28 protein-coding genes are annotated in these 26,708 nt (G+C 72.6%); 14 read left to right on the top strand and 14 right to left on the bottom strand.

What is annotated here, in order from left to right; translation table 11 throughout:
* The first annotated feature begins 173 nt into the window (after positions 1 to 173).
* The 7 genes from ASC58_RS21355 (at position 174) to ASC58_RS06805 (ending at position 4,218) form a co-directional block, all read left to right on the top strand.
* Positions 174 to 329: a DUF6131 family protein gene (locus tag ASC58_RS21355; protein WP_164488421.1), complete on the top strand. Its 156-nt coding sequence runs from the start codon at positions 174 to 176 to the stop codon at positions 327 to 329.
* 105 nt (positions 330 to 434) lie between these two features.
* A complete protein-coding gene (locus tag ASC58_RS21575; protein ID WP_056918775.1) occupies positions 435 to 767 on the top strand; it encodes a hypothetical protein in 333 nt (110 codons plus the stop codon).
* Positions 764 to 1,282, top strand: a complete 519-nt coding sequence (locus ASC58_RS21570; protein WP_056918774.1) for a hypothetical protein — start codon at positions 764 to 766, stop codon at positions 1,280 to 1,282. The genes ASC58_RS21575 and ASC58_RS21570 overlap by 4 nt, the downstream gene beginning before the upstream one ends.
* On the top strand, positions 1,279 to 2,052 hold the full coding sequence (locus ASC58_RS21565) for a LamB/YcsF family protein (RefSeq protein WP_056918773.1): 774 nt from the start codon (positions 1,279 to 1,281) through the stop codon (positions 2,050 to 2,052). Before ASC58_RS21570 ends, ASC58_RS21565 begins: the two co-directional genes overlap by 4 nt.
* Positions 2,049 to 2,756: an allophanate hydrolase subunit 1 gene (locus ASC58_RS06815; protein WP_056916948.1), complete on the top strand. Its 708-nt coding sequence runs from the start codon at positions 2,049 to 2,051 to the stop codon at positions 2,754 to 2,756. The genes ASC58_RS21565 and ASC58_RS06815 overlap by 4 nt, the downstream gene beginning before the upstream one ends.
* Entirely contained in the window at positions 2,753 to 3,661 is a 909-nt protein-coding gene (locus ASC58_RS06810) for a biotin-dependent carboxyltransferase family protein (protein WP_056918772.1), read from the top strand. The genes ASC58_RS06815 and ASC58_RS06810 overlap by 4 nt, the downstream gene beginning before the upstream one ends.
* Positions 3,662 to 3,726: 65 nt before the next feature.
* The gene (locus ASC58_RS06805) at positions 3,727 to 4,218 is read left to right on the top strand and encodes a DUF2505 domain-containing protein (RefSeq protein WP_056918771.1); all 492 of its coding nucleotides are present in this window, start codon (positions 3,727 to 3,729) and stop codon (positions 4,216 to 4,218) included.
* An 84-nt stretch (positions 4,219 to 4,302) separates the two neighbouring features.
* Here ASC58_RS06805 and pruA read toward each other — a convergent pair whose 3' ends face one another.
* The gene (pruA, locus tag ASC58_RS06800) at positions 4,303 to 5,931 is read right to left on the bottom strand and encodes an L-glutamate gamma-semialdehyde dehydrogenase (RefSeq protein ID WP_056916945.1); all 1,629 of its coding nucleotides are present in this window, start codon (positions 5,929 to 5,931) and stop codon (positions 4,303 to 4,305) included.
* Positions 5,932 to 6,002: 71 nt separating this feature from the next.
* On the opposite strand from pruA, the gene ASC58_RS06795 reads away from it, so the two are divergent.
* Positions 6,003 to 6,833, top strand: a complete 831-nt coding sequence (locus tag ASC58_RS06795; protein WP_056918770.1) for an alpha/beta fold hydrolase — start codon at positions 6,003 to 6,005, stop codon at positions 6,831 to 6,833.
* Between the two features lie 32 nt (positions 6,834 to 6,865).
* On the opposite strand, the gene ASC58_RS06790 is transcribed toward ASC58_RS06795, so the two are convergent.
* Genes ASC58_RS06790 through ASC58_RS06780 form a run of 3 tightly spaced genes read right to left on the bottom strand, consistent with a single transcriptional unit; the run spans position 6,866 to position 9,722 of the window.
* A complete protein-coding gene (locus tag ASC58_RS06790; RefSeq protein WP_056916943.1) occupies positions 6,866 to 7,285 on the bottom strand; it encodes a hypothetical protein in 420 nt (139 codons plus the stop codon).
* Positions 7,286 to 7,302: 17 nt separating this feature from the next.
* Entirely contained in the window at positions 7,303 to 8,301 is a 999-nt protein-coding gene (locus ASC58_RS06785; RefSeq protein ID WP_082553030.1) for a patatin-like phospholipase family protein, read from the bottom strand.
* A complete protein-coding gene (locus ASC58_RS06780; RefSeq protein WP_056918768.1) occupies positions 8,298 to 9,722 on the bottom strand; it encodes a wax ester/triacylglycerol synthase family O-acyltransferase in 1,425 nt (474 codons plus the stop codon). The genes ASC58_RS06785 and ASC58_RS06780 overlap by 4 nt, the downstream gene beginning before the upstream one ends.
* A gap of 49 nt (positions 9,723 to 9,771) precedes the next feature.
* On the opposite strand from ASC58_RS06780, the gene ASC58_RS06775 reads away from it, so the two are divergent.
* The gene (locus ASC58_RS06775) at positions 9,772 to 10,254 is read left to right on the top strand and encodes a cupredoxin domain-containing protein (protein ID WP_082553067.1); all 483 of its coding nucleotides are present in this window, start codon (positions 9,772 to 9,774) and stop codon (positions 10,252 to 10,254) included.
* Positions 10,251 to 11,570 (top strand): hypothetical protein, encoded by a 1,320-nt coding sequence (locus ASC58_RS06770; RefSeq protein WP_056918767.1) that lies wholly within the window; start codon positions 10,251 to 10,253, stop codon positions 11,568 to 11,570. Before ASC58_RS06775 ends, ASC58_RS06770 begins: the two co-directional genes overlap by 4 nt.
* A 6-nt stretch (positions 11,571 to 11,576) precedes the next feature.
* Here the strand turns inward: ASC58_RS06770 and ASC58_RS06765 are convergent, their stop codons facing one another.
* Together ASC58_RS06765 and ASC58_RS06760 are read right to left on the bottom strand one after the other, a co-directional pair.
* Positions 11,577 to 12,869 (bottom strand): hypothetical protein, encoded by a 1,293-nt coding sequence (locus ASC58_RS06765; protein ID WP_056918766.1) that lies wholly within the window; start codon positions 12,867 to 12,869, stop codon positions 11,577 to 11,579.
* Complete coding sequence (locus tag ASC58_RS06760) at positions 12,866 to 13,471, bottom strand: hypothetical protein (protein ID WP_056918765.1); 606 nt, start codon at positions 13,469 to 13,471, stop codon at positions 12,866 to 12,868. The genes ASC58_RS06765 and ASC58_RS06760 overlap by 4 nt, the downstream gene beginning before the upstream one ends.
* Before the next feature lie 321 nt (positions 13,472 to 13,792).
* On the opposite strand from ASC58_RS06760, the gene ASC58_RS06755 reads away from it, so the two are divergent.
* A complete protein-coding gene (locus ASC58_RS06755; protein WP_056916936.1) occupies positions 13,793 to 14,017 on the top strand; it encodes a helix-turn-helix domain-containing protein in 225 nt (74 codons plus the stop codon).
* A gap of 179 nt (positions 14,018 to 14,196) precedes the next feature.
* Here ASC58_RS06755 and ASC58_RS06750 read toward each other — a convergent pair whose 3' ends face one another.
* Positions 14,197 to 14,739 carry a hypothetical protein gene (locus ASC58_RS06750; RefSeq protein ID WP_056916935.1) on the bottom strand — a complete coding sequence of 181 codons (543 nt, stop codon included), beginning with the start codon at positions 14,737 to 14,739 and terminating at the stop codon, positions 14,197 to 14,199.
* A 139-nt stretch (positions 14,740 to 14,878) separates the two neighbouring features.
* Between ASC58_RS06750 and ASC58_RS21345 the strand changes: the two genes are divergently transcribed.
* Together ASC58_RS21345 and ASC58_RS06740 are read left to right on the top strand one after the other, a co-directional pair.
* A complete protein-coding gene (locus ASC58_RS21345) occupies positions 14,879 to 15,688 on the top strand; it encodes a LysM peptidoglycan-binding domain-containing protein (RefSeq protein ID WP_056918764.1) in 810 nt (269 codons plus the stop codon).
* Positions 15,685 to 16,236, top strand: coding sequence for an Rv3235 family protein (locus ASC58_RS06740; protein ID WP_056916933.1), 552 nt, complete (start codon positions 15,685 to 15,687; stop codon positions 16,234 to 16,236). The genes ASC58_RS21345 and ASC58_RS06740 overlap by 4 nt, the downstream gene beginning before the upstream one ends.
* Positions 16,237 to 16,337: 101 nt before the next feature.
* Here ASC58_RS06740 and secA read toward each other — a convergent pair whose 3' ends face one another.
* Positions 16,338 to 19,319, bottom strand: coding sequence for a preprotein translocase subunit SecA (gene secA / locus ASC58_RS06735; protein WP_056918763.1), 2,982 nt, complete (start codon positions 19,317 to 19,319; stop codon positions 16,338 to 16,340).
* A gap of 191 nt (positions 19,320 to 19,510) precedes the next feature.
* A complete protein-coding gene (locus ASC58_RS06730) occupies positions 19,511 to 19,798 on the bottom strand; it encodes a GNAT family N-acetyltransferase (RefSeq protein WP_056916931.1) in 288 nt (95 codons plus the stop codon).
* A 134-nt stretch (positions 19,799 to 19,932) separates the two neighbouring features.
* On the opposite strand from ASC58_RS06730, the gene ASC58_RS06725 reads away from it, so the two are divergent.
* Complete coding sequence (locus tag ASC58_RS06725) at positions 19,933 to 21,345, top strand: hypothetical protein (protein ID WP_056918762.1); 1,413 nt, start codon at positions 19,933 to 19,935, stop codon at positions 21,343 to 21,345.
* 34 nt (positions 21,346 to 21,379) lie between these two features.
* Here the strand turns inward: ASC58_RS06725 and ASC58_RS06720 are convergent, their stop codons facing one another.
* The 5 genes from ASC58_RS06720 to ASC58_RS06700 form a co-directional block, all read right to left on the bottom strand.
* Complete coding sequence (locus tag ASC58_RS06720) at positions 21,380 to 22,732, bottom strand: MFS transporter (protein WP_157598389.1); 1,353 nt, start codon at positions 22,730 to 22,732, stop codon at positions 21,380 to 21,382.
* Between the two features lie 72 nt (positions 22,733 to 22,804).
* Positions 22,805 to 24,031, bottom strand: coding sequence for a winged helix-turn-helix domain-containing protein (locus ASC58_RS06715; protein ID WP_056918761.1), 1,227 nt, complete (start codon positions 24,029 to 24,031; stop codon positions 22,805 to 22,807).
* Between the two features lie 28 nt (positions 24,032 to 24,059).
* Complete coding sequence (locus ASC58_RS06710; protein ID WP_056916927.1) at positions 24,060 to 24,773, bottom strand: response regulator transcription factor; 714 nt, start codon at positions 24,771 to 24,773, stop codon at positions 24,060 to 24,062.
* Positions 24,774 to 24,855: 82 nt separating this feature from the next.
* Positions 24,856 to 25,524, bottom strand: a complete 669-nt coding sequence (hpf, locus tag ASC58_RS06705; protein WP_056918760.1) for a ribosome hibernation-promoting factor, HPF/YfiA family — start codon at positions 25,522 to 25,524, stop codon at positions 24,856 to 24,858.
* A gap of 325 nt (positions 25,525 to 25,849) precedes the next feature.
* A complete protein-coding gene (locus ASC58_RS06700) occupies positions 25,850 to 26,611 on the bottom strand; it encodes a ComF family protein (protein ID WP_056918759.1) in 762 nt (253 codons plus the stop codon).
* Positions 26,612 to 26,708 lie beyond the last annotated feature (97 nt).

Genomic DNA, 26,708 nt, shown 5'->3' with positions numbered 1-26,708 from the left:
GGGCCTCCGACGCGTTTCGGCGCCGAGGATGGGCCGCCGGGGGGCCGATGGGGCCGCGACACTCCCGGGCTCCACGCTCCCCGAGTGGCGCTTTGCGTTTGCGCAGGTCAGAGTGTGTGGTTGCAGCGCTCCCCTGCGCGCTGCGTCACATCACCCATACAGAAGGAGTCCCCGTGATCATCCTCGGACTGATCCTGCTGATCATCGGCCTGGTGGCCAGCATCCCGATCCTCACCACGATCGGGGTCATCCTCATCGTGGTCGGAGTCGTCCTGGCTCTTCTCGGCCGCGCCGGCAACGCCATCGGCGGTCGGAAGCACTGGTACTGATCCCCACCGGGTCTCTGCACGACGTGACGGCCCCCGACGACACCCCTGCTCCGGCATGTGGGTATCGCCGGGGGTCGTTCCCGTTCCCTCACTAGAGTGACCGGTATGCCGCCCGCCCCGGTTCGCCCCGAGGCCCTCCTCGCCCTCGGTGCCACCCTCGGAACGCTGCGTGACTGCGCCCGCAGCGGGGCCGACGAGGTGCTCGACCACCTGCCGGAGGTCGGCGACCGCGAGCTGCAGGCGGGCCTCGACGACTACCTCGACCAGGTCGCCGACCTGCTGCGTGAGGTGGATGCGTCGGCCGCTGACGTCGCCGGGCGGTTGCGGGTCGCCGCCGCCCGGCGCAGCCGCAGCGCCACCGCTGCCGCTGACGACCTCGCCGGCAGCGTCCCCCCACCCCGAGAGTCCTCGACGTCCTCGATCGAGGAGGCCCGGTGACGCTCGTCGCCGGCGACCCGGCCTCCTGCTCACGCGTCGGAGGGTCCCTGCGACAGCTCGCGACGGCGTTGCGCAGCAGCGGTCGAGCCGTCCACGGCGCGATGGCCGACCCCGACCTCCAGCGCCCCGGCACCGTCGTCGCCCGCGCGCGCCGCCGGCTCACCGGCCTCGACGAGGCGGCGGCCGCTGCCTCGGACGAGCTCGACCGGGTCGGTGCCGCGCTGCAGGACCACGCCGCGGACCTCGCGGAGGCCCTGGCCGACGTCCGTGCCCTCGTCGCGCGCGCCGAGGCGGCCGGCCTGCGGGAGACCGACGGTCGGCTCGCACCGGCCTGGGGGGTCACCGGCCTCGCCGACGCCCCCGCGGACGCCGGCCGCGACGAGCGGCGCGAGTCCCTCCAGGCCGAGCTCGACCGCCTCCTCGCCGTCCTGGCCGCGCGCCGTCGTCGGCTCGCCGCGGGGATGGCCGCCTCCGGCAGCGTGCTCGCCGACCACGCCCGGGCGCTGCGCCGGTGAGCACCATCGACCTCAACGCCGACCTCGGCGAGTCGTTCGGCCGGTGGACCCTGGGTGACGACACGGCGATGCTCGGGGTCGTCACGAGTGCGAACGTCGCGTGCGGCTTCCACGCCGGTGACCCCACGACCCTGCTCGAGGTGTGCCGCGCCGCGGCAGCCGCCGGGGTGGCCGTCGGGGCGCAGGTCGGCTACCGCGACCTCGCGGGGTTCGGCCGACGCTTCGTCGACGTGTCCGCCGCCGACCTCACCGCGGACGTCGCCTACCAGGTGGGTGCCCTCGACGCGCTCGCCCGGGCCGCAGGGACCCGCGTCACCTACGTCAAGCCGCACGGCGCCCTCTACAACGCCGTCGTGCACCACGAGGCCCAGGCCGCGGCACTGGTCGAGGCGCTCGGTCTCCTCGGTGGCCACCTCCCGCTCGTGGGCCTGCCGGGGTCGGCTTCGCTCGCCCGGGCGGAGGAGGCCGGCATGCCCACCGTCCTCGAGGCCTTCGCCGACCGCGCGTATGCCGCGGACGGCACCCTGGTGCCCCGCGGTCGTCCCGGGGCAGTGCTCGACGACCCCGACGCGGTGGCGGCACGGGTCGTGCGCCTGGTGGTCGACGGCGTGGTCGAGGCCCTCGACGGGAGCCTGCTGGAGGTCCGCGCCGACTCGGTCTGCGTGCACGGCGACACCCCGGGCGCCGTCGCCCTGGCCGGCGCGGTGCGGCACGGCCTCGAGGCGGCCGGGGTGCGCCTGAGCCCCTTCGTCAGGGCGCCCGGCGGGTGAGGCCCGACCCCGACGGACCGGTCCGACCGGGACCGGAGCAGGACACCGGTCGGCTGCTCCCCTACGGCGACCGGGCGGTCCTCGTCGAGCTGGACGACCTGCGCGGCGCCCTGGCCGTGCACGCGAGGCTCGAGGCGGCCACGCAGCGCGTCGCCGGCCTCGCCGATGTCGTCGTCGGGGCACGGACGGTGTTGCTCGTGGCGGACTCGCCGGGCTCACTCCCTGCCGTCCGTGCGGCGGCCCGGGAGGCCCTGGTCGCCGGCAGGACCCGTGAGCCGGGACCGACGACACCGGACGGGGCATCGGCACCCCATCCCCTGGTCGAGGTGCCCGTGCACTACGACGGAGCCGACCTCACCGAGGTCGCAGGCCTGACCGGACTGTCGGTGCCCGAGGTCGTCGCCGCCCACACGGGCACGCCGTGGTCGGTGGCCTTTGCGGGCTTCGCCCCCGGCTTCGCCTACCTGGTGGACGGCGACCCGCGCCTGCGGGTCCCCCGTCGCTCCTCGCCCCGCACCAGGGTCCCCGCTGGTGCGGTCGGCCTCGCGGACGAGTTCAGCGGGATCTACCCGAGGTCGTCGCCGGGTGGGTGGCAGCTGCTCGGCCACACCGACCTCGCCCTGTGGGACCTCGACCGGGATCCGCCGGCCCTGCTCCGCCCCGGGCTGCGGGTGCGGTTCCGCGATGCGGACGCCGACCGGTGAGCACGCGCGACCCGTCACCGTACGCGGAGCTGGAGGTCCTCGAGGTCGGCGCGACGGCGCTCGTCGAGGACCTGGGCCGACCCGGGATGGCGTCCCTCGGGGTGAGCCCGTCCGGCGCCGCCGACCGCGGCGCGCATGCCCTCGGCGCGAGGCTCCTCGGCCAGGCGCCGGAGCTCGCCTCCGTCGAGGTGGTCGGTGGACTCGTGGTGCGGGCCGTCGGCAGCGTCACGGCCGTCGTCACCGGCGCGGCAGGGACGGTCACCGTCGACGGCCGACCCGTGGGGCACGGTGCGCCCTTCCTCGTGCGCGACGGCCAGCTCCTGACGCTCACGCGAGCCACGGCCGGACTGCGCTCGTACCTCGGCGTCCGCGGTGGGTTCGCCGTCGCGCCGGTTCTCGGATCACGTTCCAGCGACACGCTCTCCGGTCTCGGTCCACCGGCCCTCCGGGTCGGCGACGTCGTCCCCGTCGGCCACCCGGACGGTGCTCCCGGCGGTGAGCTGCTGGTCGACGTCGCCCCGGTCCGCGCCCCCCTCACCGGAGCGGTCGAGCTCGAGGCGATGCCCGGGCCGCGCCTCGCCTGGCTCGCCGACCAGGCCCGGCTCACGTCGGGCGGGTGGTCCGTGGCAGCAGACTCGGACCGGGTCGGCGTGCGGTTCTCCGGTCCTGCGCTGGGGCGCTCGTCCACCCGGGGAGGCACGGAGGTGCCCAGCGAGGGTCTGGTCCGCGGGGCGGTGCAGGTGCCGCCCACCGGGGTCCCGGTGGTGTTCCTCGCCGACCACCCCGTCACCGGCGGCTACCCCGTCGTCGCCGTCCTCACCGAGCACGCCTGCGACCTCGCCGCCCAGCTCGTCCCGGGACAACCCGTGCGCCTGCGCCTGCGCAGCACGCAGCGTGGAACCTGACGTCGCTACGCTGGCGCGAGCCTGCACGGGACGTCCGTCCCCCCGCGCACCCAGAGGAGAGCCGCATGAAGATCGCCACGACGATGGAGTACGCCGCCACCCCCGAGGAGGTCTTCGCGGTCCTGACCGACCAGGCCTTCCAGGAGGCCAAGTGCGCGGCCACCGCAGCGATCAGGTACACCGCGACGATCAAGGAGTCCGGTGGCGGCGCGGTCATCACCACCGAGCGCATCCTGCCCGCCGACGACCTGCCCGACTTCGCCAAGAACATGGTGGGCGAGACCCTCAAGGTCGTCGAGACCCAGACCTGGGGTGCAGCCTCCGCCGACGGCAGCCGCACCGGCACCGTGGAGATGGCCGTCTCCGGGGTCCCGGTCGCCCTCAACGGCAAGCTCGCCCTCGCCCCCGGCGGCCCGGGCAGCATCGAGCACCTCGACTCCGAGCTCAAGGCCAAGATCCCGCTCATCGGCGGCAAGATCGAGAAGGCCGCGGCCAAGCCGATCGAGGAGGCCATCGCCATCGAGGCGAGCACTGTCAAGGAGTGGCTCGCGCGCTGACCCGCGGCCCCCGCCCGGCCACGCGGCATACGCGGAAGGCCCAGAACCGCAACGGTTCTGGGCCTTCCGACGTATGGCGCGTGGTCACCCCATGTGCGGGTAGCCGTGCGACTTCGGCGGGTCGAACGTCTCCTTGATGGAGCGGGCGCTGGTCCAGCGCAGGAGGTTCTGCGCGGCACCGGCCTTGTCGTTGGTGCCCGATGCGCGGCCACCACCGAACGGCTGCTGGCCCACGACGGCGCCGGTGGGCTTGTCGTTGACGTAGAAGTTGCCGGCGGCGAACCGCAGGCGCTTCGTGGCATCGGCGATGGCGACCCGGTCCTGGGCGATGATCGAGCCGGTCAGCCCGAACGGCGCGAAGCTCTCCATCTGGTCGAGCACCTTGTCGTACTGACGGTCCGGGTAGACGTGGACCGACAGGATCGGGCCGAAGTACTCGGTCCGGAACGACTCGTCGGCGGGGTCGTCGATCTCGAGGACGGTCGGGCGGACGAACCAGCCCTCGCTGTCGTCGTAGGTGCCACCGGCGACGACGTCGACCCCGGCCTTGGCGTGCGCCCGGTCGATGGCGTCCTTGTGCTTCGCGAACGCGCGGTCGTCGATGACCGCGCCCATGAAGTTGGACAGGTCGGTGACGTCGCCCTGGGTCAGGCTGTCGGTGATCGAGACCAGGTCGGCCTTGATCTTCTTCCACAGCGAACGCGGCACGTACGCCCGCGAGGCGGCCGAGCACTTCTGGCCCTGGAACTCGAACGCACCGCGGATCATGGCCGTGCGCAGCACGTCCGGGTCGGCCGACGGGTGCGCGAGGATGAAGTCCTTGCCGCCGGTCTCGCCGACCAGGCGCGGGTAGCTGCGGTACTTCGGCAGGTTGGCGCCGACCTCCTGCCACAGGTGCTGGAAGGTCGGGGTGGACCCGGTGAAGTGGATGCCGGCGAGGTCGCGGTCGGCGAGCGCGACCTTCGAGACGTTGAGGCCGTCACCGGTCACCATGTTGATGACGCCCGGCGGCATGCCGGCCTCCTCGAGCAGCGCCATGGTGAGGTGCGCGGCGAACTGCTGCGTGGGGCTCGGCTTCCAGACGACGGTGTTGCCCATGAGCGCGGGAGCCGTCGGGAGGTTGCCGGCGATCGCGGTGAAGTTGAACGGCGTGATCGCGTAGACGAAGCCCTCGAGCGGACGGTGGTCGGTGCGGTTCCAGATGCCCTTGGAGTTGAGCGGCGGCTGCTGCTCGAGGATCTGCCGGGCGAAGTGCACGTTGATCCGCCAGAAGTCGATCAGTTCGCAGGCCGCGTCGATCTCGGCCTGGTAGGCCGTCTTGCTCTGGCCGAGCATGGTCGCCGCGTTGAGGTGCGCACGCCAGGGACCGGAGAGCAGCTCTGCGGCCTTGAGGAGGATGGCGGCGCGGTCGTCGAACGACAGCTCGCGCCAGCCCGGCGCGGCGGCCTTGGCCGCGTCGACGGCCGCCTGTGCGTCACCGACCGTGGCGTTGCGCATCGTGCCGAGCACCTTGCGGCGCGCGTGCGGTTGGCGCACCTCGATCTTGCGGCCGGTGCCGGCGACCCGCTGCCCCGCGATGGTGTGCGGGAGGTCGATGCTGGTGCTGCCCAGCTCGGCGAGCGCGACCTCGAGCTTCGCGCGCTCGGGGCTGCCGGGCGCGTAGTCGAGGACGGTCTCGTTGACGGGGGCGGGCACCTGGGTGACGGCATCCATGGCGGTGGGGGCTCCTCTGGTTGCTTCGACTGTGGTCGTTCGGCTGAAAGGGCCCACCTATGGTGTCACGTATGCCGAGCAGCGCTCACCACACCGAGCTCGCCCACCGCTGGGCCGGACCGGTCGACCCCGCAGCCCCCACCGTCGTGCTCCTGCACGGGCTGGGCGACTCCGGCGACTGCTGGCCCGACGCCGTCCGCCGCTGGTCGCCCACCTACCGCGTCATCGGGGTCGACCTCCTCGGGCACGGCCGCTCACCGCGCTTCACGGCGGAGCAGCTCGGGTCCGTCGACCCCATGAAGGCGATGTATGCGGCCGCGGAGCGGACGCTCGTGACGGTCGTCACCGCCCACGGCGGACCGGTCGCCGTCGTCGGCCACTCGATGGGCGGAGGCATCGCCGGCGCGCTGGCGGCCCGCCGCCCCGACCTGGTTGCCGCCACGGTGCTCGAGGACCCCGCGTGGCGAGACACCGAGTTCCGCGTGCAGCCCCGCGAGATCGTCCGCGAGCGGGTCGCCGAGTGCCGCGCGTTCGCCGACGACCCCACCGGTCAGCTCGAGAAGGGCCGCGCCGACAACCCGACCTGGCCCGAGGCCGAGCTCGCACCCTGGGTCGAGTCGAAGTCGCAGGTCGACCTCGACTTCCTCGAGCTGGGCATCGCCAACCTGCTCCAGCCGTGGGACGCCGTGGTCGCCGCGATCGGTGTGCCCACCCTGGTGCTGCTGGCGGGGCGGGGCGGCCCGGTCACGCCGGAAGCCAGGGCCAGGGCGGCACAGATCGGCAACCCCGCGGTCGACCTGCGGGTCGTCCAGGGTGCGGGCCACTGCATCCGCCGCGACGACGCCGAGGCCTTCCATGCCCTCGTCGACCCCTTCCTCGAAGGGCACCTCACCCGCGGCTGAGCGTGCCGACCCGCCGGCGCGGCCCCGGGACCTCAGAGCAGGCGCAGGACCTCGTCGAGCTCGGTGACGTCGTACCACAGCAGGTCGTCGGTGCCCTCGTCGCCGGCCGTCTCGTCGACGTGCAGCGACACCACCCTCGACAGGGGCAGGGGCTGCGACAGCTGCACCGCGGACAACGCGGTCCCGGCTCGCGACGTGACCCACGTCGGGTCGACGTCCGCGGCGAGGACGACCCGCTTGGCGACCGTGGTGCCGCGGCGTTCGTCAGCGGCCTCGAAGGCCTCGGTCAGCGCGGCGTACTCCCACTCCTCCTCGTCGCCGGAGGGGAGCATCCGCTCGAGGCGCTCGGTGACGGCGAAGGCCTCGACCGGCGTCCCCGCCACCTCACGGTCGGCGGCAAGGCGGCGGACGCCGTCGGCGTCCAGGGGCACGTAGATCCTGGTCTGGGTCATCCCACGTCCTCGCTGGGTCATCCAACATCTTCAAAGGCGGAGCGGTCGGGCAGCGGCGCCGGGTCGTGCAGGGCGACCGCCGACGTCCGCAGGGACGTCTCGATCACCCTAGGGCGTCGGCTGACGTCCATGAGGTTGGACCCGAAGGCCTCGAGGTCCTCCTCGCCCGGGCCGAGGACCGTCACCTCGGCGCCGTCGCCGTGCACCCGCCCGAGCTCGCGCAGCACCCGGAGGGTGACGCGGTTGCGCCACTGGCGTTCCACCCGTGTGCGCCACTGGGTGGGTGCGTCCTTGACGAAGCTCACCTGCGGGGCAAGGACGAAGACCTCGTCGAGGCCGCGGCCCACCATGAGGTCGAGGTTGGTCGAGGACCACGCGCCGCCGTCGATGTAGCGGTGGGCGCCGATGCGGACCGGCTGGTACCACCCGGGGATCGCGCAGGAAGCCATCACCGCGGACGGCAGGTCGACCGGGTCGACGCCGTCACGGCCGAACGCCACCCGCTCCCCCGTGTCGTAGTCCAGGGCGACGACGGTCAGCCCACTGCGCGGGACCCACCCCGTGGGGACGACGTGGCCCACGAGCGCCCCCACCGCCTCGATGCTGCCCCGGCCTTCGGGCAGGATCGCCGAGAGCACCGCGGTCGGTGGCAGCGAACGCAGGTGGAGGGCGTTGCGGCGCAACAGTTCTCGTGAACCGAAGCCGACCTTGGGCAGCCCCGGGCGGTCGCCCCCGGTGTCCCGGTCGTAGTCCCAGACGTACCCGGCGAGCGGTCCGTCCACGAGCGACCCCCCGAGCTGGTGGGTGAGCAGGTCCTCGACCGACACCCCCGCCGCGAGGAGTCCTGCGAGCACCGAGCCCGCCGACGTCCCGACGAACTCGTCGAACTCGCGCACGTCCACGCCGAGCTCGTCCTGCAGCGCCTTGAGCGCCCCCACCATCCAGGCAGCGCCGAGCACCCCACCGCCGCCGAGGACCAGGCCCCGACGCCTAGCAGGAGGGCGCGCCGGGCTCATCGCTTCGGCGACCGGTGGCTGTCGAGGAGCTCGGCGAGGGAGTCGACGACGCTCTGCCCGAGGACGTCGATGTCGGGCATCGAGTCACGGTCGCCGTTGAGGCCGTAGTAGACGCCACCGTCGTAGGACGTGAGCCCGATCGACAGTGCCTGGCCGCGGGCCAGCGGCATCACGGGGTAGGTGGACAGCATCCTGGCGTCCCCGGCATACAGGGTGTGCTGGGGGCCGGGGACGTTGGTGATGACGACGTTGAACAGGCGTCGTGAGACGGCGGACCCGAGGCGGGCCCCGAGGGAGTGCAGGGTGGGCGGCGCGAACCCGGCCAGCCCCGCGAGCGACTCCGCCCCGACCGCCTGGCCACCTTCCATCTGCTGGCGCATCGCGAAGGCGATCTGGTGCAGCCGCATCGACGGGCCCGGCTCACCCACGGGGAGGTCGACGAAGCAGGCGGTGAGCCGGCTGCCGACGTGCCGGGCGTCGGCGTCGTAGACGCTGACCGGCACCATCGCCCGCACCGTGGTGCCGGAGTGGACGGACTCGCCGCGGGTCAGCAGCCAGGTCCGGAACGCCCCCGAGATCGTGGCGAGGACGACGTCGTTGATGCTCACGTCGTCCGCGTAGTTGCCGCGGGCCAGGCGGCTGCGGACCTTGCGGTAGTCCTCGAGGTCCGTGCCGATCATGACGTAGCGCCGGGCTTCGCCGACGTGGGCGTTGAGCGGCGAGTGCGGGGCCGGGCGGGCCGCGGTGCGCGCCAGGGTCGACACCACGTCGCCCGCGGCGGTCAGGGCGCGGGTGCCGACGGCCTTGACGTCCACGATCCCGCCGCGGATGTTCTCCACGACCTCGCTCGGCCGCCGGACCGCGTCGACCAGCGCCCCGGTCAGCAGCTCGACGTCGCTGGGTTCGCGGGAGGGGCGCCAGGTGTCGGTGACCAGGCCCTCGGCCGCCGGGTCGCCGTCCACGATCACGTGGGCGATGTCGACGGCGTTGATGCCGTCCACGAGGGCCTGGTGCGACTTGGTGACGATCGCGAAGCGGCCCTCCTGCAGCCCTTCGACGAGGTAGACCTCCCACAGGGGGCGCTTGCGGTCCAGGGCCCGCGGCTGGATCCGCGCCACGAACTCCTGGAGCTGCTCGTCGGTCCCCGGCTTCGGCAGGGCCGAGCGGCGCACGTGGTACGTCACGTCGAAGTTCTCGTCGTCGACCCAGACCGGGTTGGCCAGGCGACCCGGGATCTGCCGGACCCGCTGGCGGTACCGCGGCACGAAGGCGATCCGCGTCGCGATGAGCTGCACCAGGCGGTCGTAGTCGAAGCCGTCGCTCGGGGGGTCGAACACCATGACCGACCCCACGTGCATCGGCGTCGTCGCCTCCTCGAGGTAGAGGAACGACGCATCGAGGGAGTTCAGGCGGTCCGGCACCCCCACATCGTGGCAGAACCCATTGCCTAGACTTCCATTCGTGACGAAGATGACGCCGCGCGTGGCCGCTCCCCACTCCACCCGCCTCGTGGGAGGAGCCGTGGCCTTCGTGGTCGTCGGCGCCCTCGCGGGGTGCACCGGCTCGGGTGACGAGCCCACGGTGACGACCACCGGGACGAGCACCTCCCCGTCGGTGTCAGCCAGCCAGACCCCCGGCGCGGCCACCACGACCTCCGGCAGCTCGACCAGCTCCTCGAGCAGCACGTCGGCGGGCCGCACCCTGACGATCACCGTCCAGGGCAAGAAGGTCACCCCGGCCCCGGCGACCGTCGACCTGGCCGTGGGCACCACGCTCACCCTCGTCGTCACGAGTGACCACGACGACGAGCTGCACATCCACGGGTTCGAGGTGGAGAAGGCCCTCAAGGCCGGCCAGGCCACCAGCGTCACCCTCACCGGGAAGGAGCCCGGGGTGTACGAGGTCGAGACGCACGAGCCCGAGCTGCGACTGCTCAAGATCGCCGTCCGGTGACCTTGGCGCTGGCCCTGCCGGCCCACGGCGTCGGCTCACGCGAGGACCTGCCGCTGCCGTTCCACCTGCTGCTCATCGGCGCAGGCCTGGCCCTCGTCGTGTCGTTCGTGGCCCTCGGGGCCCTCTGGAAGCAGCCGCGCCTGCGCGGGGAGGACGGCAGGCTCCTGCCGATCACCCTGTCGCTGGCCCTGGACTCGGCGCCGGTGCGTGGGCTGTTCGTCGCCCTGTCCCTGGCCATCACGGGCTGGACCCTCGTCGCCCTGCTGTTCGGCAAGGACGACGCCAACAACCCGGTCCCCAGCGTCGTCTACGTCTGGCTGTGGGTCGGCCTGGCCTTCACGTCGATGCTGTTCGGCGGGGTGTGGCGGCTGGTCAACCCGGTCCGCTGGATCCGGCGGGGCCTGCTGGCCCTCGGCCGGATCGAGGAGGAGTTCAGCCTCAGCGAGTACCGGCTCGGCTACTGGCCTGCCGCAGTCGGGCTGCTCGCCTTCGCCTGGCTGGAGCTGGTCGCGCCCGACAACGCCGACCTGTTCACGCTGCGCGTCGCGATCCTCGGGTACCTGGTGCTGAGCCTCGTCCTCAGCCTGCTCTTCGGGCCCGCCTACCTGCGGACGGGCGACCCGTTCACCGCCTGGTGCTCGCTCTACGGCACGCTCAGCCCGCTCGGGCGGCGCACCGACGGCCGGTGGGTGTGGCGCACCCCCCTGCACGGGCCGTTGCAGGTCGAGGCCCGGCCGGGGCTGCTCGCCGTCACCTCCGTGATGCTCGGCAGCACCGCGTACGACGGGTTCTCCGGCGAGACCCGGTGGTACTCCTTCGTCCAGTCCTCCGACCTGCCCTCCGAGGTGTGGGGCACCGCCGCGCTGGTCACCTTCTCCCTCGTGGTCGCCGGGTCCCTGTATGCCGCCGCGTCCCTGTCCGCGCGGCTCGCCGGCGTCTCGGTGCGCGGAGTGGCCACGGCGTTCGCCTCGTCCCTCGTGCCGATCGCAGCCGGCTACCTCATCGCGCACTACTGGTCGCTGTGGGTGTGGGAGGGCACGAACGGCCTGGCGAAGATGTCGGACCCCCTCGGGACCGGAGCCAACCTGCTCGGCACCGCCGGGCTCAACCCGCCCGCGGCGCTCATCGCGCCGGGGTTCGTCGCCGGGGTACAGGTCGTCGCGATCATCACCGGCCACGTGCTGGGCGTGGTCCTGGCCCACGAACGCGCCATCACGCTGTTCCCCCGACGAGCGGCGGTCGTGGGCCAGCTGCCCCTGCTGGCCGTGATGGTCGTCTACACCGTCGGCGGCCTGACCCTGCTCTTCAGCTCCTGACGCGGGCTAGCGCCGGCGGCGACGGCGGTGCTGAGGCGCCACCGCGACATACGGCTCGGTGAGCCCCACCAGGGCCCGGCGCAGCTCGCTGGCCGGTGCGGACTCGGCCAACGACTTCCCTGCGAACATGGCGCCGTCCACGGTGGCCTGGTCGTGCGGGAGGAAGGCGAGGTCGTCCATGCCGGCGAACCTGCCGAGCGCCTCGGCGATCCGGCGCTCCGGCCGGGCGCCGACCGCGGAAGCACGGACCTTGTTGACGACCACCCTCGGCGTGGGGCTCGGCAGGCCGGCCAGGTCCTGCACGGCGCGGACCAACCGCTGCGGGCCGATCGGGTCGCCGGCCCCGACCACGACGAGCTCGTCGGCGCACTCCAGCGAGACGAGGGTCGGGGCGTTGCGCCGCGGCGCGAGGGTGTCGTAGGACAGCTCCTCGTCGTCCTCGACGCAGAACCCGCAGTCGACCACCACGAAGGTCGCGAGCCGGCGCGCCGTGGTGAGGACGTGCTCCACCGACGCGGCCCGCAGCTCGGTCCACCGGTCCGCACGCGGGACACCGGTGAGGACGCGCAGCTGCGGGGAGACCTCGGGGGCCAGGCGGGCGAGCGCCGGCAGGTCGAGGGTGCCCTGGTCGGAGGCCCGGCAGGCCGCCGCCATGCCCGGCGCCTCGTCGAGTAGCCCGAGCGCCTGGGCCACCGACGAGCCGTAGGTGTCGCAGTCGACCAGGAGCGTGGGTGCGTGGACCGCGAGCTCGGCCGCGAGGTTCAGGGCGACCGTGCTGCGGCCCGGCGCCCCGGTCGGACCCCACACCGCGATGACTCGGCACGGGACATCCGTCGGGCCCGGGAGGTCGTCGTCAGCCGGGCGTGGCAGGCCCCGGCGCGAGCCGGGCAGCGCCCCGCGGTAGGGGTCGTCCTCCGCACCGGGCTCCACCCCCGTGGCCCCGGCCTGCGCCACGAGGTCGTCGAGCAGGTCCTGCAGCTCGTGGCCGGCGACGTCGGTGCGGACGACCACCGCGAGGCCCCGCTGGCGCAACCTCCGCTCGCCGAGGTCGTCCCCCGGTTCGGTCACGCCTGCGACGACCAGTCCGTGCGTGGAGAGCTCGTGCAGCGCGCTGCGGTCAAGGGCCCTCAGGTCGGGCGAGACGAGGGCGACCTGGCCCAGGCCCGCCGCCGCGGCGGCGAGCAGGTCGGGGAGGTCGGCACAGCGTCGGGCGACGACGTAGTCGGACGTGGCCCCGAGTGAAGCGACGAGCTCCGACTCCCCCGCGCCCGTCAGCGCGGTGATGACCGTCCGGCTCACGAGCCGCCCCCACCGCTGCCGGGAGCCGGCACGAGGGTCACCCTGGCCCCGTCGTCGACCTTGCCGATGATGTCCTTGATCCGGTCCTTCGGCGCCATGACCTGGACGGGGCGATCTCCCCCGGCGCCCCCGGACAGGCCGCCCGACGTCTTCGGCAGGCTGGCGACCGACACCCCCTCCAGCGCGAGGACCGGTCCGGTGAAGGCGTCGTTCCCCGTGGCTCGCGGGTCGGCCGGGTTGACGTAGACGTCCACCCGGCTGCCGACCGTGAGGGCGGCGACGCTCCCGGCGTCGACGGACAACGTCAGGGCCTGCACGGCGACCTGGTCCAGGCTCCCGACGGCCACGGCCGGCACCAGCTCGCCGGCAGCCACTTCACGCAGCACGTAGTGGTCGGGAGCCAGCCCGGACCCGGCCGACAGGTAACGGTCCCGCTGCGAGCCCAGCTGGACGTCCACACGCACCAGGTCGTCCTCGGTGAGCGGGCGTCCGGGGACGAGGGCCTCGCGGGCGGCATACATCGCCGTGCGGTCGTCAGCAGCCGCCACCACCGTCGAACCCACGACGACGGAGGTCAGCACGAGCACCAGGCCGATCAGCAAGCGGGCGTCTCGCCACGCAGGTCGTTGCAACCGGGCGGCCCTGGGCACTGGAAGGTCCGACACGTCGTTGTCCCCCTTGGCATGGTTTGGCTGGTTTCCCCGTCAGCGGAGTCATCATGGCCCACCGAGGCGCAGGCTCGCCCCCCACATCCACAAAGCGCCGCAAATCATCCACAACCGCCGCAGGCCAACTCCTCCAAACGGTTGACGATGAGACAATTTCGCGATCCACCGGACGCAGCCGCACGAAGATGGTAAAAATTTAGTCAAGAGACACCAAGATCGGGTCAAGGGACCACCGCAGGGAAAGGACGGCACATCGTGGCCAAGCGATTCATCCAGTTGTCGGAGGTGTCCGAGGTCCTCGACATCTCCTCGGCCCAGGCGTACGCCCTCGTGCGTTCCGGCGAGCTCCCCGCCATCAAGGTCGGCGGCCGCGGGCAGTGGCGCGTCGAGGTGGCCGAGCTCGAGAGCTACATCCAGCGGATGTACTCCGAGACCAAGACCTTCGTGGCCGCCCACCCGTTCGGGCAGGGCACCGAGTAGGACGTCGTCGCGGGCCGTGGGGGTCCCGCGACGTTCCCGAGGAAGGGCCCGGAGCACACGCTCCGGGTCCTTCCTGGTGTCGGGGTGGCCGCCCCCGGCACGGCCCACGCGAGCCTCGACGACCCCGTCGCCGACCCGGCCCGTCGAGCCCCTCGCACACCACCGACCGAGCAGCCCGGTCAGGCCGGTCGCACGAGGACGAGCGCGTCGAACGGGACCAGCCGCCGCCCCGTGACGTTCTCGGGGCGACGAGGCAGGTCGGGGGCGTGCTCGGTGAGCTCGAGCACGTCCCGCCCCACCCCGTCGATGGTCCCGGTCGCCTGACCGCCGCCGGCGTCGATCAGCGCGACGACCGCCCGGTCCCGGCTCAGCCCGCGCAGGGCGTAGCCCAGCCCGAAGCGCCGTCCCACCGACTCCCCCGCCGCCCTGGACGACAGGCCGGTCACCGCAGTCACGCCTGCGAACGGGACAAGTGAGACGGCGCCGCCGGGCGCCCCCACGAGCACCCAGCCGTCGCCGACGTCGGCCACCTGCCCGGAGACCACGAGACCGGTCCGCAGGGTCAGCCCGACGGGCGACGGGCCGGCGGCGGCGAGCCGCTCGTAGAGACCGAGCACCCCTCGTTCGCGTCGGGTGCGGTCGGCCACCTCTGCATCGAGCTCGCGGCGCTCCTCCGCCTCCCACTGGGCCGCGAGGTCGTCGAACAAGCTGTCCCAACGCATCCCTACCTCCCCCGGACCGCGGTCGCGGCATCTGCGGGGGAGCCTAGTCACGGCCACCCTTGCGCAGAGGGCAAACGACAAGTACCTTCGATCGAAGGCAAACGCATGCAAACGCATGCATTGAGGAGAGGAGCACACCATGGGCGGACGGCTGAGGGTCTGGGTCACGACAGGGGTCGCGGTGGGAGCACTCGCCGCCCTCGAGCTCCTGCTCGTGGCCGCGGCGCGCGACCGCGCCCACCAGGTGCTGCTGCCCGGACCGGCCTCCGTGGACGAGGTGACGGGCGCCCTCGCCGCCTCCCTGGCCGTGGCGCTCGGCGGCTGGCTCCTGGTGACGAGCTCCGCAGCGGTCCTCGCCCATGCACCGGGTCGACTCGGCCACCGCGCGGACCGCGTCGCCGCCCGATGGACTCCCCTCCTGACGCGTCGGGTCGCCGCCGTCCTCGTCGGCGCCACCGTCGGGAGCGCGTTCGGGCCCGCGACGGCCCTGGCCCAGGTCCAGGTCCCGTCCCCGTCCCAGTCCCCGGCCCGGATCCAGGCCCGGGTCGAGGCCCGGGTCGAGGCCCGAGTCCAGTCCCAGGACCAGTCCCAGGAAGCGACACCCTTCCCGGGATTCAGCGCCACCTCCCCTGTCGGAGACCCCGCGCCCGACGTACCGCCCGCCGGATGGGTACCGAGCAGACCGGTGCAGCGCCCCGTCGTCACGCCTGACCTCGTCACGTCCGGAGGCAGCACCCCGGTCCCGCCCGAGGTCGTGGTCCAGCGCGGCGACACGCTCTGGAGCCTCGCCGCCACCCACCTGGGCCCCGACGCGACGGACGCCGAGGTGGCCGCGGCCTGGCCGCGGTGGCACCGGGCCAACCTCTCCGTGATCGGTGACGACCCCGACCTGCTGCGGCCCGGACAGGTCCTGACCGTCCCCACGACGAGCGCGGTGGCGACGCGATGAGGGCCGCCCAGACCCTGGCCCGGCACGCGGCTCGGCCGTCGTTGCGGCCGCTCACGATCGTGCCGGCTCCCCGCATCCGCCCCCCGGTCATCGCCGAGACCGAGGACGACTGGACCCCCGAGCGGTCCGCGGAGTCCCCCTACGTGCAGGACGCCCTCGCGGTCGACTTCTCCCTGCGCACCGACGAGGAGGTCTTCGGAGAGCAGCCCACGCGTCGCGACGACCTCCCCGACCCGCGCGACTGGGCGGCCCACATCGCCCAGGCGCTCGTCGAGGTGATGGCCGGGGTCCGCCCCGCCCCTCAGCTGCTGCGGTGGACCACCCCCGAGGTCTACGCCGTGGTCGCCCGCCGCGCGGCGGTCTCCGCCCGTCGCGGTATGCCGCCCACGCGTCGCACGGTCGTGCGGAGCCTTCGCGTGTGCGAACCCGCCGACGGGGTGGCCGAGGCGAGTGCGGTGGTCGTCGACGGGGGCCGGGTCCGCGCCCTGGCGATGCGGCTGGTGGGGCTCGACGGTCGCTGGCGGGTGGAGGCCCTGCAGGTCGGTTGAGAGCCCGGTCCCGCACCGCGGCTGGGCGGGATCCTCCGTCGGACAGGCGAACGGCGCCGCCCACCCCGGGGGTGACGGCGCCGTTCGACGGTTCGGCTCGGTCAGGCCTTGCCGTGGCACATCTTGAACTTCTTGCCCGAGCCACACGGGCAGGGGCCGTTGCGCGACGCCCCGGCGACCTGCTCGGCGGAGAGCTCGTCGTCGATCGAGCCACCGCGCTGCTCGACCTCACCGGTCTCCGTGGGAGCGGAGTACTGCAGGTCCTGGGTGCGACGGACGGGCTGCTCGAGGCCCTTGGCCCGGAAGGACACGGCAGCGCGCTCGGCGGCCTGCTCCGTGGCTCCGGACTCGTCGTCTCCGGCGGCGGGGCCGCCCACCTCGGCGTGCACGACCTCGTGGTCGTGGTCGTCGTGGCCGTCGTGGTCATGACCGTCGTGGTCGTGACCGTCGTGGTCGTGACCGTCGTGGCTGTGGTCGTGACCGGCGTGGTCGTCACCGGCGAGGTTCGCGCCGCCGAGCATGTCGGAGACGCTCATCGGCTGCACGGCGGGGGCCTGCTCGCCGGGCTGGTCGACGTCGACCTGGACGTTGAACAGGTAGCCGACGGACTCCTCCTTGATGGACTCGTTCATCGCCTCGAAGAGCTGGAAGCCCTCGCGCTGGTACTCCACGAGCGGGTCGCGCTGGGCCATGGCCCGCAGACCGATGCCCTCCTGGAGGTAGTCCATCTCGTAGAGGTGTTCGCGCCACTTGCGGTCCAGCACCGAGAGGACGACCCGGCGCTCCACCTCGCGCATGACCTCCTCGCCGAGCTGCTCCTCGCGCGAGTCGTAGGCGTGGTGCGCATCGGACGTGATCTGCTCGCGCAGGAAGTCCGCGCTCAGCGCACCCCGGCCACCGGCGGCCTCGACGACCTCGTCCGGCGTGACCGACACGGGGTAGAGGGTCTTGAGCGCGGTCCAGAGGCGGTCGAGGTCCCAGTCGTCCGAGAAGCCCTCGGCCGTCTCGGCGTCGACGTACCCACCCACGACGTCGTTGATGAAGTGGCGGATCTGCTCCTGCAGGTCCTCCCCCTCGAGGACGCGGCGGCGCTCGTCGTAGATGACCGTGCGCTGGCGGTTGAGGACGTCGTCGTACTTGAGGACGTTCTTGCGGATCTCGAAGTTGCGACCCTCGACCTGGCCCTGCGCGCTCTGGATGGAGCGGCTGACCATCTTCGACTCGATCGGCACCTCGTCGTCCATCTTGGCCGTCGTCATGAACCTGTCGACCATGGCCGCGTTGAACAGGCGCATCAGGTCGTCCTGCAGGGACAGGTAGAACCGGGACTCGCCCGGGTCGCCCTGACGACCGGAACGGCCACGCAGCTGGTTGTCGATGCGGCGCGACTCGTGGCGCTCGGTGCCCAGCACGTAGAGCCCACCGAGCTCGGTGACCTCGTCGTGCTCGGCCTGCACGGCGGCCTCGGCCTTGGCCAGCGCCTCGTCCCAGGCTGCCTCGTACTCCTCCGGCGTCTCCTCCGGGTCCAGGCCCTGCTGCTTGAGGGTGGCGACGGCCATGAACTCGGGGTTGCCACCGAGCATGATGTCGGTGCCTCGACCGGCCATGTTGGTGGCGACGGTCACGGCGCCCTTGCGCCCGGCCTGGGCGACGATGGCCGCCTCACGCTCGTGCTGCTTGGCGTTGAGGACCTCGTGCGGCACACCGCGGCGGCGCAGCTGGTCGGAGAGGTACTCGCTCTTCTCCACCGAGACCGTGCCGACGAGGACGGGCTGGCCGTGCTCGTACCGCTCGACCAGGTCGTCGACGACGGCGTTGTACTTGGCCTCCTCGGTGCGGTAGACGAGGTCGGCCTGGTCCTTGCGGACCATGGGGCGGTTGGTCGGGATCGGGACCACACCGAGCTTGTAGATCGAGTTGAGCTCGGCGGCCTCGGTCTGGGCCGTACCCGTCATGCCGGAGAGCTTGTCGTACATGCGGAAGTAGTTCTGCAGGGTGATCGTGGCGAGCGTCTGGTTCTCGTTCTGGATCTCGACGCCCTCCTTCGCCTCGATCGCCTGGTGCATCCCCTCGTTGTAGCGACGCCCGGCGAGCATGCGGCCGGTGTGCTCGTCGACGATGAGGATCTCGCCGTTCAGGTTGACGTAGTCCTTGTCCCGCTTGAACAGCTCCTTCGCCTTGATGGCGTTGTTGAGGTAGCCGATGAGCGGGGTGTTGACGGACTCGTAGAGGTTGTCGATGCCGAGGTAGTCCTCGACCTTCGCGATACCGGCCTCGAGGACGCCGACGGTCTTCTTCTTCTCGTCGACCTCGTAGTCGCCCTCACCGGACTCGAACTCGCCGCGCGTCAGGCGCTGCGCGATCTTCGAGAACTCGGTGTACCACTTGGTCGCGGCGTCGGCCGGACCGCTGATGATCAGTGGGGTGCGGGCCTCGTCGATGAGGATGGAGTCCACCTCGTCGACGATGGCGAAGTTGTGGCCACGCTGCACGAGCTCGTCCATGGACCAGGCCATGTTGTCGCGCAGGTAGTCGAAGCCGAACTCGTTGTTGGTGCCGTAGGTGATGTCCTTGGCGTACTCGACGCGGCGCTCGGCCGGCGTCATCGACGCGAGGATGACCCCGGTCTCGAGGCCGAGCATGCGGTGCACGCGGCCCATCAGCTCGGACTGGTACTCCGCGAGGTAGTCGTTGACCGTGATGACGTGCACGCCCTTGCCCTCGAGGGCGTTGAGGTAGGACGGGAGGGTCGCGACGAGGGTCTTGCCCTCACCGGTCTTCATCTCGGCGACGTTGCCGAGGTGCAGAGCCGCGCCACCCATGAGCTGCACGTCGAAGTGGCGCTTGCCGAGGGTGCGGCGGGACGCCTCACGCACCGCGGCGAACGCCTCGGGAAGGATGTCGTCCAGCGTCTCGCCGTCGGCGAGGCGCTTGCGGAACACGTCGGTCTCGGCGCGGAGCTCGGCGTCGCTGAGCTTGGTGAAGTCCTCCTCGATGGAGTTCACCTGAGCAGCGATGCCGTGCAGCTTCTTGACGATGCGGCCTTCACCGGCACGGAGCAGTCGTTCGACGATCTTGGACACGCAATATCTCCTGAGGTTTCTGATCTCCCGCTACGCCCGGACGATCGCAGCCGCCGACCTCCGGGTGGCAACGGCCCGACCTAGGCTAGTCGAGTCGGTCCGCGCCCGTGGACGCACGTCACGGGGAATGCTCCCCGGTCGCCGAACGCGCCGGGTGCCGCCGCGGTTCCAGCGCACGGCGGCCACCCGTGTCAGGGGGCGACGAGGTCCTGGTAGTCGGGGTGCCGGTCGATCCAGGCGGCGATGAACGGGCACATCGCGACCACGTCGTGCTCACCCTTCGCGCGGACGTCGTCGAGGGCGCCCCGGGCGAGGGCTCCCCCGACGCCCTGGCCCTCGAACGCGTCGTCGACCTCGGTGTGGGTGAAGACCTGGTGGCCGCGGGCGATCCGGTATGCCGCGAAGCCCGCGAGTGCTCCATCCACGTGCGCCTCGTAGCGGCTCAGCTCCGGGTGGTCGGTCACGACGACGTCTGCCATGGCCGACAGCCAAGCACAGCCACCTCACGAGAACGGTTCGAATGCTCCCGGGATCGCGCCGCGGGCACTGTCCGGCAGGTACCTTCCACCACGGTGGCCACAGGGGTCACCCCGGACGGCGGGAGGCGGGCGACGTGAGCACGGTCCACGACGGTGACCCGCCCAAGGGTTCGAACCGCGACCGGTGGCTGCCCCTCGTCCTGCTCGCGCTGGTCCCGTTCGTGCTGCTGCGCCTGGGCCTGCACCCCGTCGGGGACCCCGACACCTTCTGGCACCTGCGGGCCGGCGACCACCTCTGGGGCACGTGGCAGTTCTCGGGCCCGGACCCGTTCTCCCGGTTCAGCACGCGGACGTGGGTGCTCCACGAGTGGCTCCCCGAGCTGGCCCTCGCCGCCGCGGCTGCGGTGGGCGGCCTCCCGGGGGTCGCCTGGCTCGCCTGTGCGCTGATCGCCCTCCTGTTCGTCACCGTGTATGCCGTGTGCCGCACCTGGGTTCCGGTGCTCCCGGCCGCGATCCTCGCCACCGCGGCGGTCTTCGGGTCCGCCGCGAGCCTGACGCCGCGCTCGCAGCTCGCCACGTTCCTCCTGCTCCCGGTCGTCGTGTGGGCCTGGCTGCGCACCGCCCAGGACCTCCGGGCGCGGTGGTGGCTGGTGCCGCTCAGCTGGGTGTGGGCCTGCTCCCACGGCCTGTGGGTGGCCGGGCTCGCCACGGGAGCCGCCGTCACGGCGGGCCTGCTGCTCGACCGGCGGGTGTCCGTGCGCGGAGCCGCCCGACTGGTCGCCGTCGTGGTCCTGTCGTTCGCTGCCGGCGCCGTCACCCCCGTGGGCCCCGAGCTCCTGCTGGCACCGTTCCGGGTGGGCGAGTCGACCAGCCTGATCAGCGAGTGGAACCCGCCGTCCCTGACGTCGCCTCCGGTCGCCGTGACCCTCGCCCTCGTCGCGGCCGTCGTCGTCCTGTGGGCCCGACGGACCCGACCGGTCCCGTGGACGCACGTGCTCCTGTTCGCGACCGCCGTCGGCTGGACCCTCCTCTACTCGCGGACGGTGGCGCTCGGGGCCCTCACGGCGGCTCCCCTGCTCGCCACGCTGTGGCCCGTGCTGCGCGAGGACGTGCAGCCGTCACGGCGTGCCGAACTGGTCAGCCTCGGTGCCGCCGTCGTGGCCAGCCTGACCCTGGCCGGGCTGGTCCTGCCGTCCGTCGCGGCCCAGCCCCTGCAGCCCCATGGCCTCGACCAGCAGCTCGACCGCCTCCCCCGCGGGACCGTCGTGTACGACGAGTACAGCGTCGGCGGGTGGCTGCTGTGGCGGCACCCGCAGCTGGCACCGGTCATCGACCCGCGCGTGGAGGTCTTCGACCTCGCCTACGTCCAGCGACACGTCGCCACGCTGGCGGCCGGGCCGGGGTGGGACACGGCGGTGGCCGACAGCGGAGCCACTTACGCCCTGGTCCCGGACGCCGCGCCGCTGTCGGCGGCGCTGCTCCGCAGCGGCGAGTGGACGGCCCTGGGCACCGACGCCGGGTACGTCCTGCTCGCCCGCAACGGCTGAGCCGAGCCGATCGCCGTACCGGACGTCGCACGCCTCAGGTCACCGCGGCGACCTCCGCCTGCTCGCCCTCGGTGTTCCAGGACCCGCGCTCGGGGGACCGCGAGATCGCCAGGCACGCCATCGCGGCGAAGAGGCACAGGCCGCCCGCCGTGAGCCACGCGGTGTAGTAGTCGCCGGTGCTCTGCCGCACCCACCCGGCATACGAGGCGGCGACGCCGGCCCCGACCATGTGTGAGGCGAACACCCACCCGAACACCATGCTCGACCGTTGCACGCCGAAGTGCCTGCGGCACAACGCGATCGTGGGCGGCACCGTGGCGACCCAGTCGAGGCCGTAGAACACGATGAACACGAACAGGCTGGGCGCGATGTCGGGCCCGAGCAGGGCCGGCACGAACAGCAGCGACAGCCCGCGCAGGCCGTAGTAGCCGAACAGGAGGAACCGCGGGTCCACCCGGTCGGTGAGCCAGCCGGAGGCGATGGTGCCCACGAGGTCGAAGACGCCGACCAGGGCCAGCAGACCGGCAGCCGTGGTCTCGGGCATCCCGTGGTCGTGGGCCGCGGGGATGAAGTGCGTGCCGATCAGCCCGTTGGTGGACCAGCCACAGATCCAGAACGTCCCGAACAGGATCCAGAACGTCCTCGAGCGCACGCTCTCGCGCAGCGTGCGGATCGCCTGCGTCGCCGGCCCCACCTGCGTCCCGGTATGGCGCGTGGGCGCCTCGTCGAGCGCCTCACCCGGCGCCGCGCCATACGGACGCAGGCCGAGGTCGGCTGGGCGGTCGCGCACGACCAGCAGGACCAGCGGCACGAGCAGGACCGCGGCGCCGGAGACGACCAGCGCAGCCCACCTCCACCCCGGTCCGGTCGCGAGCGCGGCTATGCCGGGGAGGAAGACGAGCTGTCCCGCTGCGCCGGCGGCGGAGAACACGCCGGTGACGAGGCCGCGTCGGGACTCGACGAACCACCGGTTCGCGACGACCGAGCCCAGGACGAGCGCCATCGCCCCCGTGCCCACCCCGACCGCGACGCCCCACAGCAGCCACAGCTGCCACGGCGCGGTCATGACGACGGTGAGGCCGCTGCCGACGGCGACGAGCAGGAGGGCGAGGGTGACCACCCGGCGGATGCCGAAGCGGTCCATCAGGGCGGCGGCGAAGGGCGCGGTGAGGCCGTAGATGACGAGGTTGGCGGTGACGGCGCCCGAGGTCGTCGCGCGCGACCAGCCGAACTCGGACTCGAGCGGCTCGAGCAGCGCCCCGGTGGAGGAGCGGAAGCCCGCGGCGGACACGAGGGCGGCCAGGACGACCGCGGTGACCCACCAGGCCCGGTGGACGCGTCGGGTGCGGGTGGGGGCCGGCGACCGGTCCGTGGCAGGAATCGTCACCGTCGCAGACTATGTGCCAGCGGGGCGGGCGACCAGCATGATCTCGTCAACCCTCGCCGGGATCCCGCCAGCTCAGCCGACGACGCCGACGACGCCGTCGACCCCGACGACGGTGTCGAGGCCCAGCCACCGCGCCATCAGCCCGAGCTCCTCGGAGAGCGCCGGCCTCGCGGCCGCGGGGGCACCCGGCTCCCAGTGCACCGACTGCAGCCTCAGGACCCCGGCAGCCCGGTCGGCCTTGAGGTCGCACCGGGCGACCAGCTCGTCGCCGAACAGGAACGGCAGGACGTAGTAGCCGTGCACGCGCTCGGGGGCGGGGACGTAGATCTCGAGCCGGTAGTCGAACCCGAAGATCGCCGCCGTGCGGTCACGCTGCCAGATGAGGGAGTCGAAGGGACTGAGCAGCGCCCGGGCCTGCACGCGCCGTGGGCGCCGCGCCTCGGGGTGGAGGTAGGCCGGCCGCTTCCACCCCTCGATGGTCGCGGGCACGAGCTGTCCCTCGGCGACGAGCGACACGAGGGCCGGGCGGGCCTGCTCCGGCTTGAGCCGGAAGTAGTCGCGCAGGCACTGCTCGGTGCCGACCCCGTGGGCGCGGGCCGCGATCATCATGAGCTCACGGAAGGCCTGCTCGTGGCTGGGTCGGGTGGCGGGGTCGACGGCGACCGACGCCACCTCACGTGGCAGCACGCGTTCGAGCGAGGCGTAGCGCCGCTCGAACCGCGACGTCCGTCCGGCAGAGGTGATCTCGCCCGCCCAGAACAGGTGCTCGAGGGCGTTCTTGACCAGGGACCAGTTCCAGCCCCAGTGCTCGCGGTCGCGCGGTAGGTCGTGCTCGAGGGCGGCCTCCACCTCGCGCGACGTCAGCGGCCCGCCGGCGACGACCTCGGCCTTGACCGCAGCCACCAGCCCCGGGTGCTCCTGGGCCACCCGCTGCATCCCGCCCCAGGCATCGGCGTGCGCCCGCTGCATGCGGAAGTCGAGCAGGGGCCACGTCGTCGGTGGGATGAGGCTCGCCTCGTGCGCCCAGTACTCGACGAGCCGGCGCGGGGCACGGTCACGGGCCCGATCGAGCAATCCCGTGTCGTAGTCGCCCAACCGGGAGAAGAACGGCAGGTACTGGCTGCGGGCGACGACGTTGACGCTGTCGATCTGAACGATCTGCACGCGGTCGACCACGCGTTGCACGTGCCGCATCGTGGCCGTGCCCGGTTCGGGCCGGGGGTCGAGGAACCCCTGGGCTGCCAGGGCGATCCGCCTGGCCTGGGGCCGGGTGAGCCGCACCGGCTCCGACAGCGTCACGCCGCCACCACCGAGGAGGGACCCGCGCTCACTCGCCGGGTTCGAGCAGGTTCTCCCGCACGGCATACATCGCGGCTTCCATGCGCGAGTGCAGCTGGAGCTTCTCGAGGATGTTGCGGACGTGGTTCTTCACGGTGTTCTCGGAGATGAACAGCTGGTGCGCGATCTCCTTGTTGGCCAGTCCCCGGGCCACGAGGCGCAGCACCTCGAGCTCGCGGTCGGTCAGCCGTGGGGCGCCGACGGCGCTGGGACGCTCACCCTGGCGCCGGCTCATCTGGGCGAACTCGGCCAGCAGCTTGGACGCCATGGACGGGGAGATGAGCGAGTCACCGTGGTGGACCGCCCGGACCCCCTCGGCGATCTCCTCGCCCGGCACGTCCTTGAGGAGGTAGCCGTTGGCGCCGGCCTTGACCGCCTCGTAGAGGTCGGACTCCTCGTCGGACATGGTCAGCATGATGATCTTGGTGGACGGGACCAGGGCCTTGATGGTCTTGCAGGCCTCGATGCCCGAGGTGTGCGGCATCCGCACGTCCATGAGCACGACGTCGGGCAGCAGCTCGACGGTGCGGTCCACCGCCTCCTTGCCGTCGCCCGCCTCGCCCACGATGTCGATGTCGTCGTCCTGCGAGACGACCATCTGCAGGCCGCGGCGGTAGAGGACGTGGTCGTCCGCGATGACGACCCTGATGGGGTCGTGCACCACGGGTGTCACGTCGTCGAAACCGCTGCTCACGAGCCACATCCTTGCACGACGCACGGACGGCGCCGAGCAACCTGGGAGTCCAGATTGTCCGGCGCCGTCCGCAGCGCTGGGATCGGGGTGGTCAGGAGACCTTCTGGACGGGCACCGGCGCGTCGCTGCCGTTGCTCGCGCCGGGCTCGGCGACGTCGAGGTGGATCACTCCGTAGGACCAGCCGCGGCGGCGGTAGACGACGCTCGGCTGGTCGGTGTCCTCGTCGTGGTAGAGGTAGAAGTCGTGCCCGACGAGCTCCATCTCGGCCACCGCCTGGTCGAGGGGCATCGGCACGGTGGCGTGGATCTTCTCGCGGATCTCCACGGGGCTGTTGCCCTGGGTGCCGAACCGGTCACCCTCCACCTCCGGGTGCGCGTGGTCCTCGGAGGAGCCGGCCGACGGCTCCTGGATCCGCGCCGTGGCGGCGGACACCGACTCCGGGGCGTGGCGTCCCCGGTGGACGCGCTTGCGGTCGTGGGCGCGGCGCAACCGCTCCATGAGCTTGTCCATGGCCACGTCGAGGGCCGCGTACTTGTCGTCGAGGCAGGCTTCGGCCCGCACGACGGGGCCCTTCACGTGACAGGTGATCTCGACCCGCTCGCAGGACTTCGCCTGCCGCTTGTTGGGCTCGTGACTGACGACGACGTCGACGCGTTGCACGCGGGGGGCGAGCTGCGCGATCTTGGTCAGCTTCTCGTCGAGGTGGTCACGAAATCGGTCTGAGACCTGCATGTGGCGTCCAGTGACGACAATCTCCACGGTGTCCTCCAAAAGGTGTGGTGGAAGGTGAGAGTCGGGCGCGACAGCCCCGATCAACCGCGGCACCACCGCCCTGTCCCCGAGGGGGGCGCGTGCGTGGACGAGCGGGTCCCGAGGGGACCGCTGATGGGCGGTCGGACGACCGCGCCGGTAAGCCTGACGAAGGTCTCCGTCGGCTGTGTGATCGGCTCCGCTCCCTGCGCCAGGGCGCCCGCCGGACCGTGTCCGCGGCGCCCTGTTCTCGTGTGCTGCACGGGGGCCAGGGGGGCCATGTACCGACGGTAGTCCACCGCCGACCGTTGCGACAGCGGGACTGCCAGAACGTTCACCGTGAGCTTCCTGGGGAACGGCTGGGAGGTCGCGAGCGGCGTTGCGTGGCGCAGATGGCGGCTGCGACCACCGGCCCAGCACCGGCTGCCCGCAGGGCACGTGCGGCCTCGACGAGGGTGGCACCGGTGGTGAGGACGTCGTCCACGACCACGCAGGAGGCCCGGTCCAGCGGGGCGTGCCACGGCTCCCTCACGGCCATCGAGTGCTCCACGTTGAGGTGGCGGCCGACGGCGCCCAAGCCGGCCTGGTCGGCCACCCGTCGCCGCATGCGCAGCGCGTCGGCGACGACGGCCTCGTGCGGACCGAAACCCTCCACCGCTGCGCGCGCGAGCGCCTCGAGGGGCGCGTCACCACGTCGGCGCCGCGAGGCGGCCGACGACGGGACCGGCACGACGAGCACGGGGCCGTCCCCGGCGGCCAGAGCGCGGCGGACGTGCGGGTCCTGCCGGACGGCGGCATCGACCACCTCGGCCAGCAGCGCCGACAGCACGGGCGCCACGTCGCGCCGCCCGTCGTCCTTGTACGCCGTCACGAGCGCGGCGAGCGCACCCTCGAACCGGCCCGAGGTCAGGACCGGGGGCAACCCGCCCGGTTCGGGGTCCGGTCTCGAGCGACGGGGTCCGTCCAGCCAGCGGCTCGCGTCGACCTGCGCCCGGCAGCCGAGGCAGAGCGCGGTGTCGGCGGCCCGGCAGACCGCGCAGGTCCGAGGGAGGGCCAGGGACGCCACCGCGGCGAGGGAGGAGAGCCCGGCGAACACCCCCCGATGGTCTCGACACGGTGTGTTCGTGCTCGTTCGCCCCACGTAACGCTGTGGAGCGGTCTAGTCTGAGGCACAACCTGTGGACAAATCGCCG

It is taken from the genome of Phycicoccus sp. Root101, assembly GCF_001426245.1.
In the GTDB taxonomy this organism is placed as follows: domain Bacteria; phylum Actinomycetota; class Actinomycetes; order Actinomycetales; family Dermatophilaceae; genus Pedococcus.
This window is presented reverse-complemented; position numbering and strand designations above follow the sequence as displayed.

Excerpts from the sequence above, each read along its gene's own strand:
- ASC58_RS06795 (WP_056918770.1), top strand. The coding sequence starts at position 6,003 with ATGCCGAGCAGCGCTCACCACACCGAGCTCGCCCACCGCTGGGCCGGA.
- ASC58_RS06730 (WP_056916931.1), bottom strand. The coding sequence starts at position 19,798 with ATGGCAGACGTCGTCGTGACCGACCACCCGGAGCTGAGCCGCTACGAG.
- ASC58_RS06740 (WP_056916933.1), top strand. The coding sequence starts at position 15,685 with ATGAGGGCCGCCCAGACCCTGGCCCGGCACGCGGCTCGGCCGTCGTTG.
- ASC58_RS06790 (WP_056916943.1), bottom strand. The coding sequence starts at position 7,285 with ATGACCCAGACCAGGATCTACGTGCCCCTGGACGCCGACGGCGTCCGC.
- ASC58_RS06775 (WP_082553067.1), top strand. The coding sequence starts at position 9,772 with ATGACGCCGCGCGTGGCCGCTCCCCACTCCACCCGCCTCGTGGGAGGA.
- ASC58_RS21575 (WP_056918775.1), top strand. The coding sequence starts at position 435 with ATGCCGCCCGCCCCGGTTCGCCCCGAGGCCCTCCTCGCCCTCGGTGCC.
- pruA (WP_056916945.1), bottom strand. The coding sequence starts at position 5,931 with ATGGATGCCGTCACCCAGGTGCCCGCCCCCGTCAACGAGACCGTCCTC.
- ASC58_RS06805 (WP_056918771.1), top strand. The coding sequence starts at position 3,727 with ATGAAGATCGCCACGACGATGGAGTACGCCGCCACCCCCGAGGAGGTC.
- ASC58_RS21345 (WP_056918764.1), top strand. The coding sequence starts at position 14,879 with ATGGGCGGACGGCTGAGGGTCTGGGTCACGACAGGGGTCGCGGTGGGA.
- ASC58_RS06710 (WP_056916927.1), bottom strand. The coding sequence starts at position 24,773 with ATGTGGCTCGTGAGCAGCGGTTTCGACGACGTGACACCCGTGGTGCAC.
- ASC58_RS06785 (WP_082553030.1), bottom strand. The coding sequence starts at position 8,301 with ATGAGCCCGGCGCGCCCTCCTGCTAGGCGTCGGGGCCTGGTCCTCGGC.
- ASC58_RS06750 (WP_056916935.1), bottom strand. The coding sequence starts at position 14,739 with ATGCGTTGGGACAGCTTGTTCGACGACCTCGCGGCCCAGTGGGAGGCG.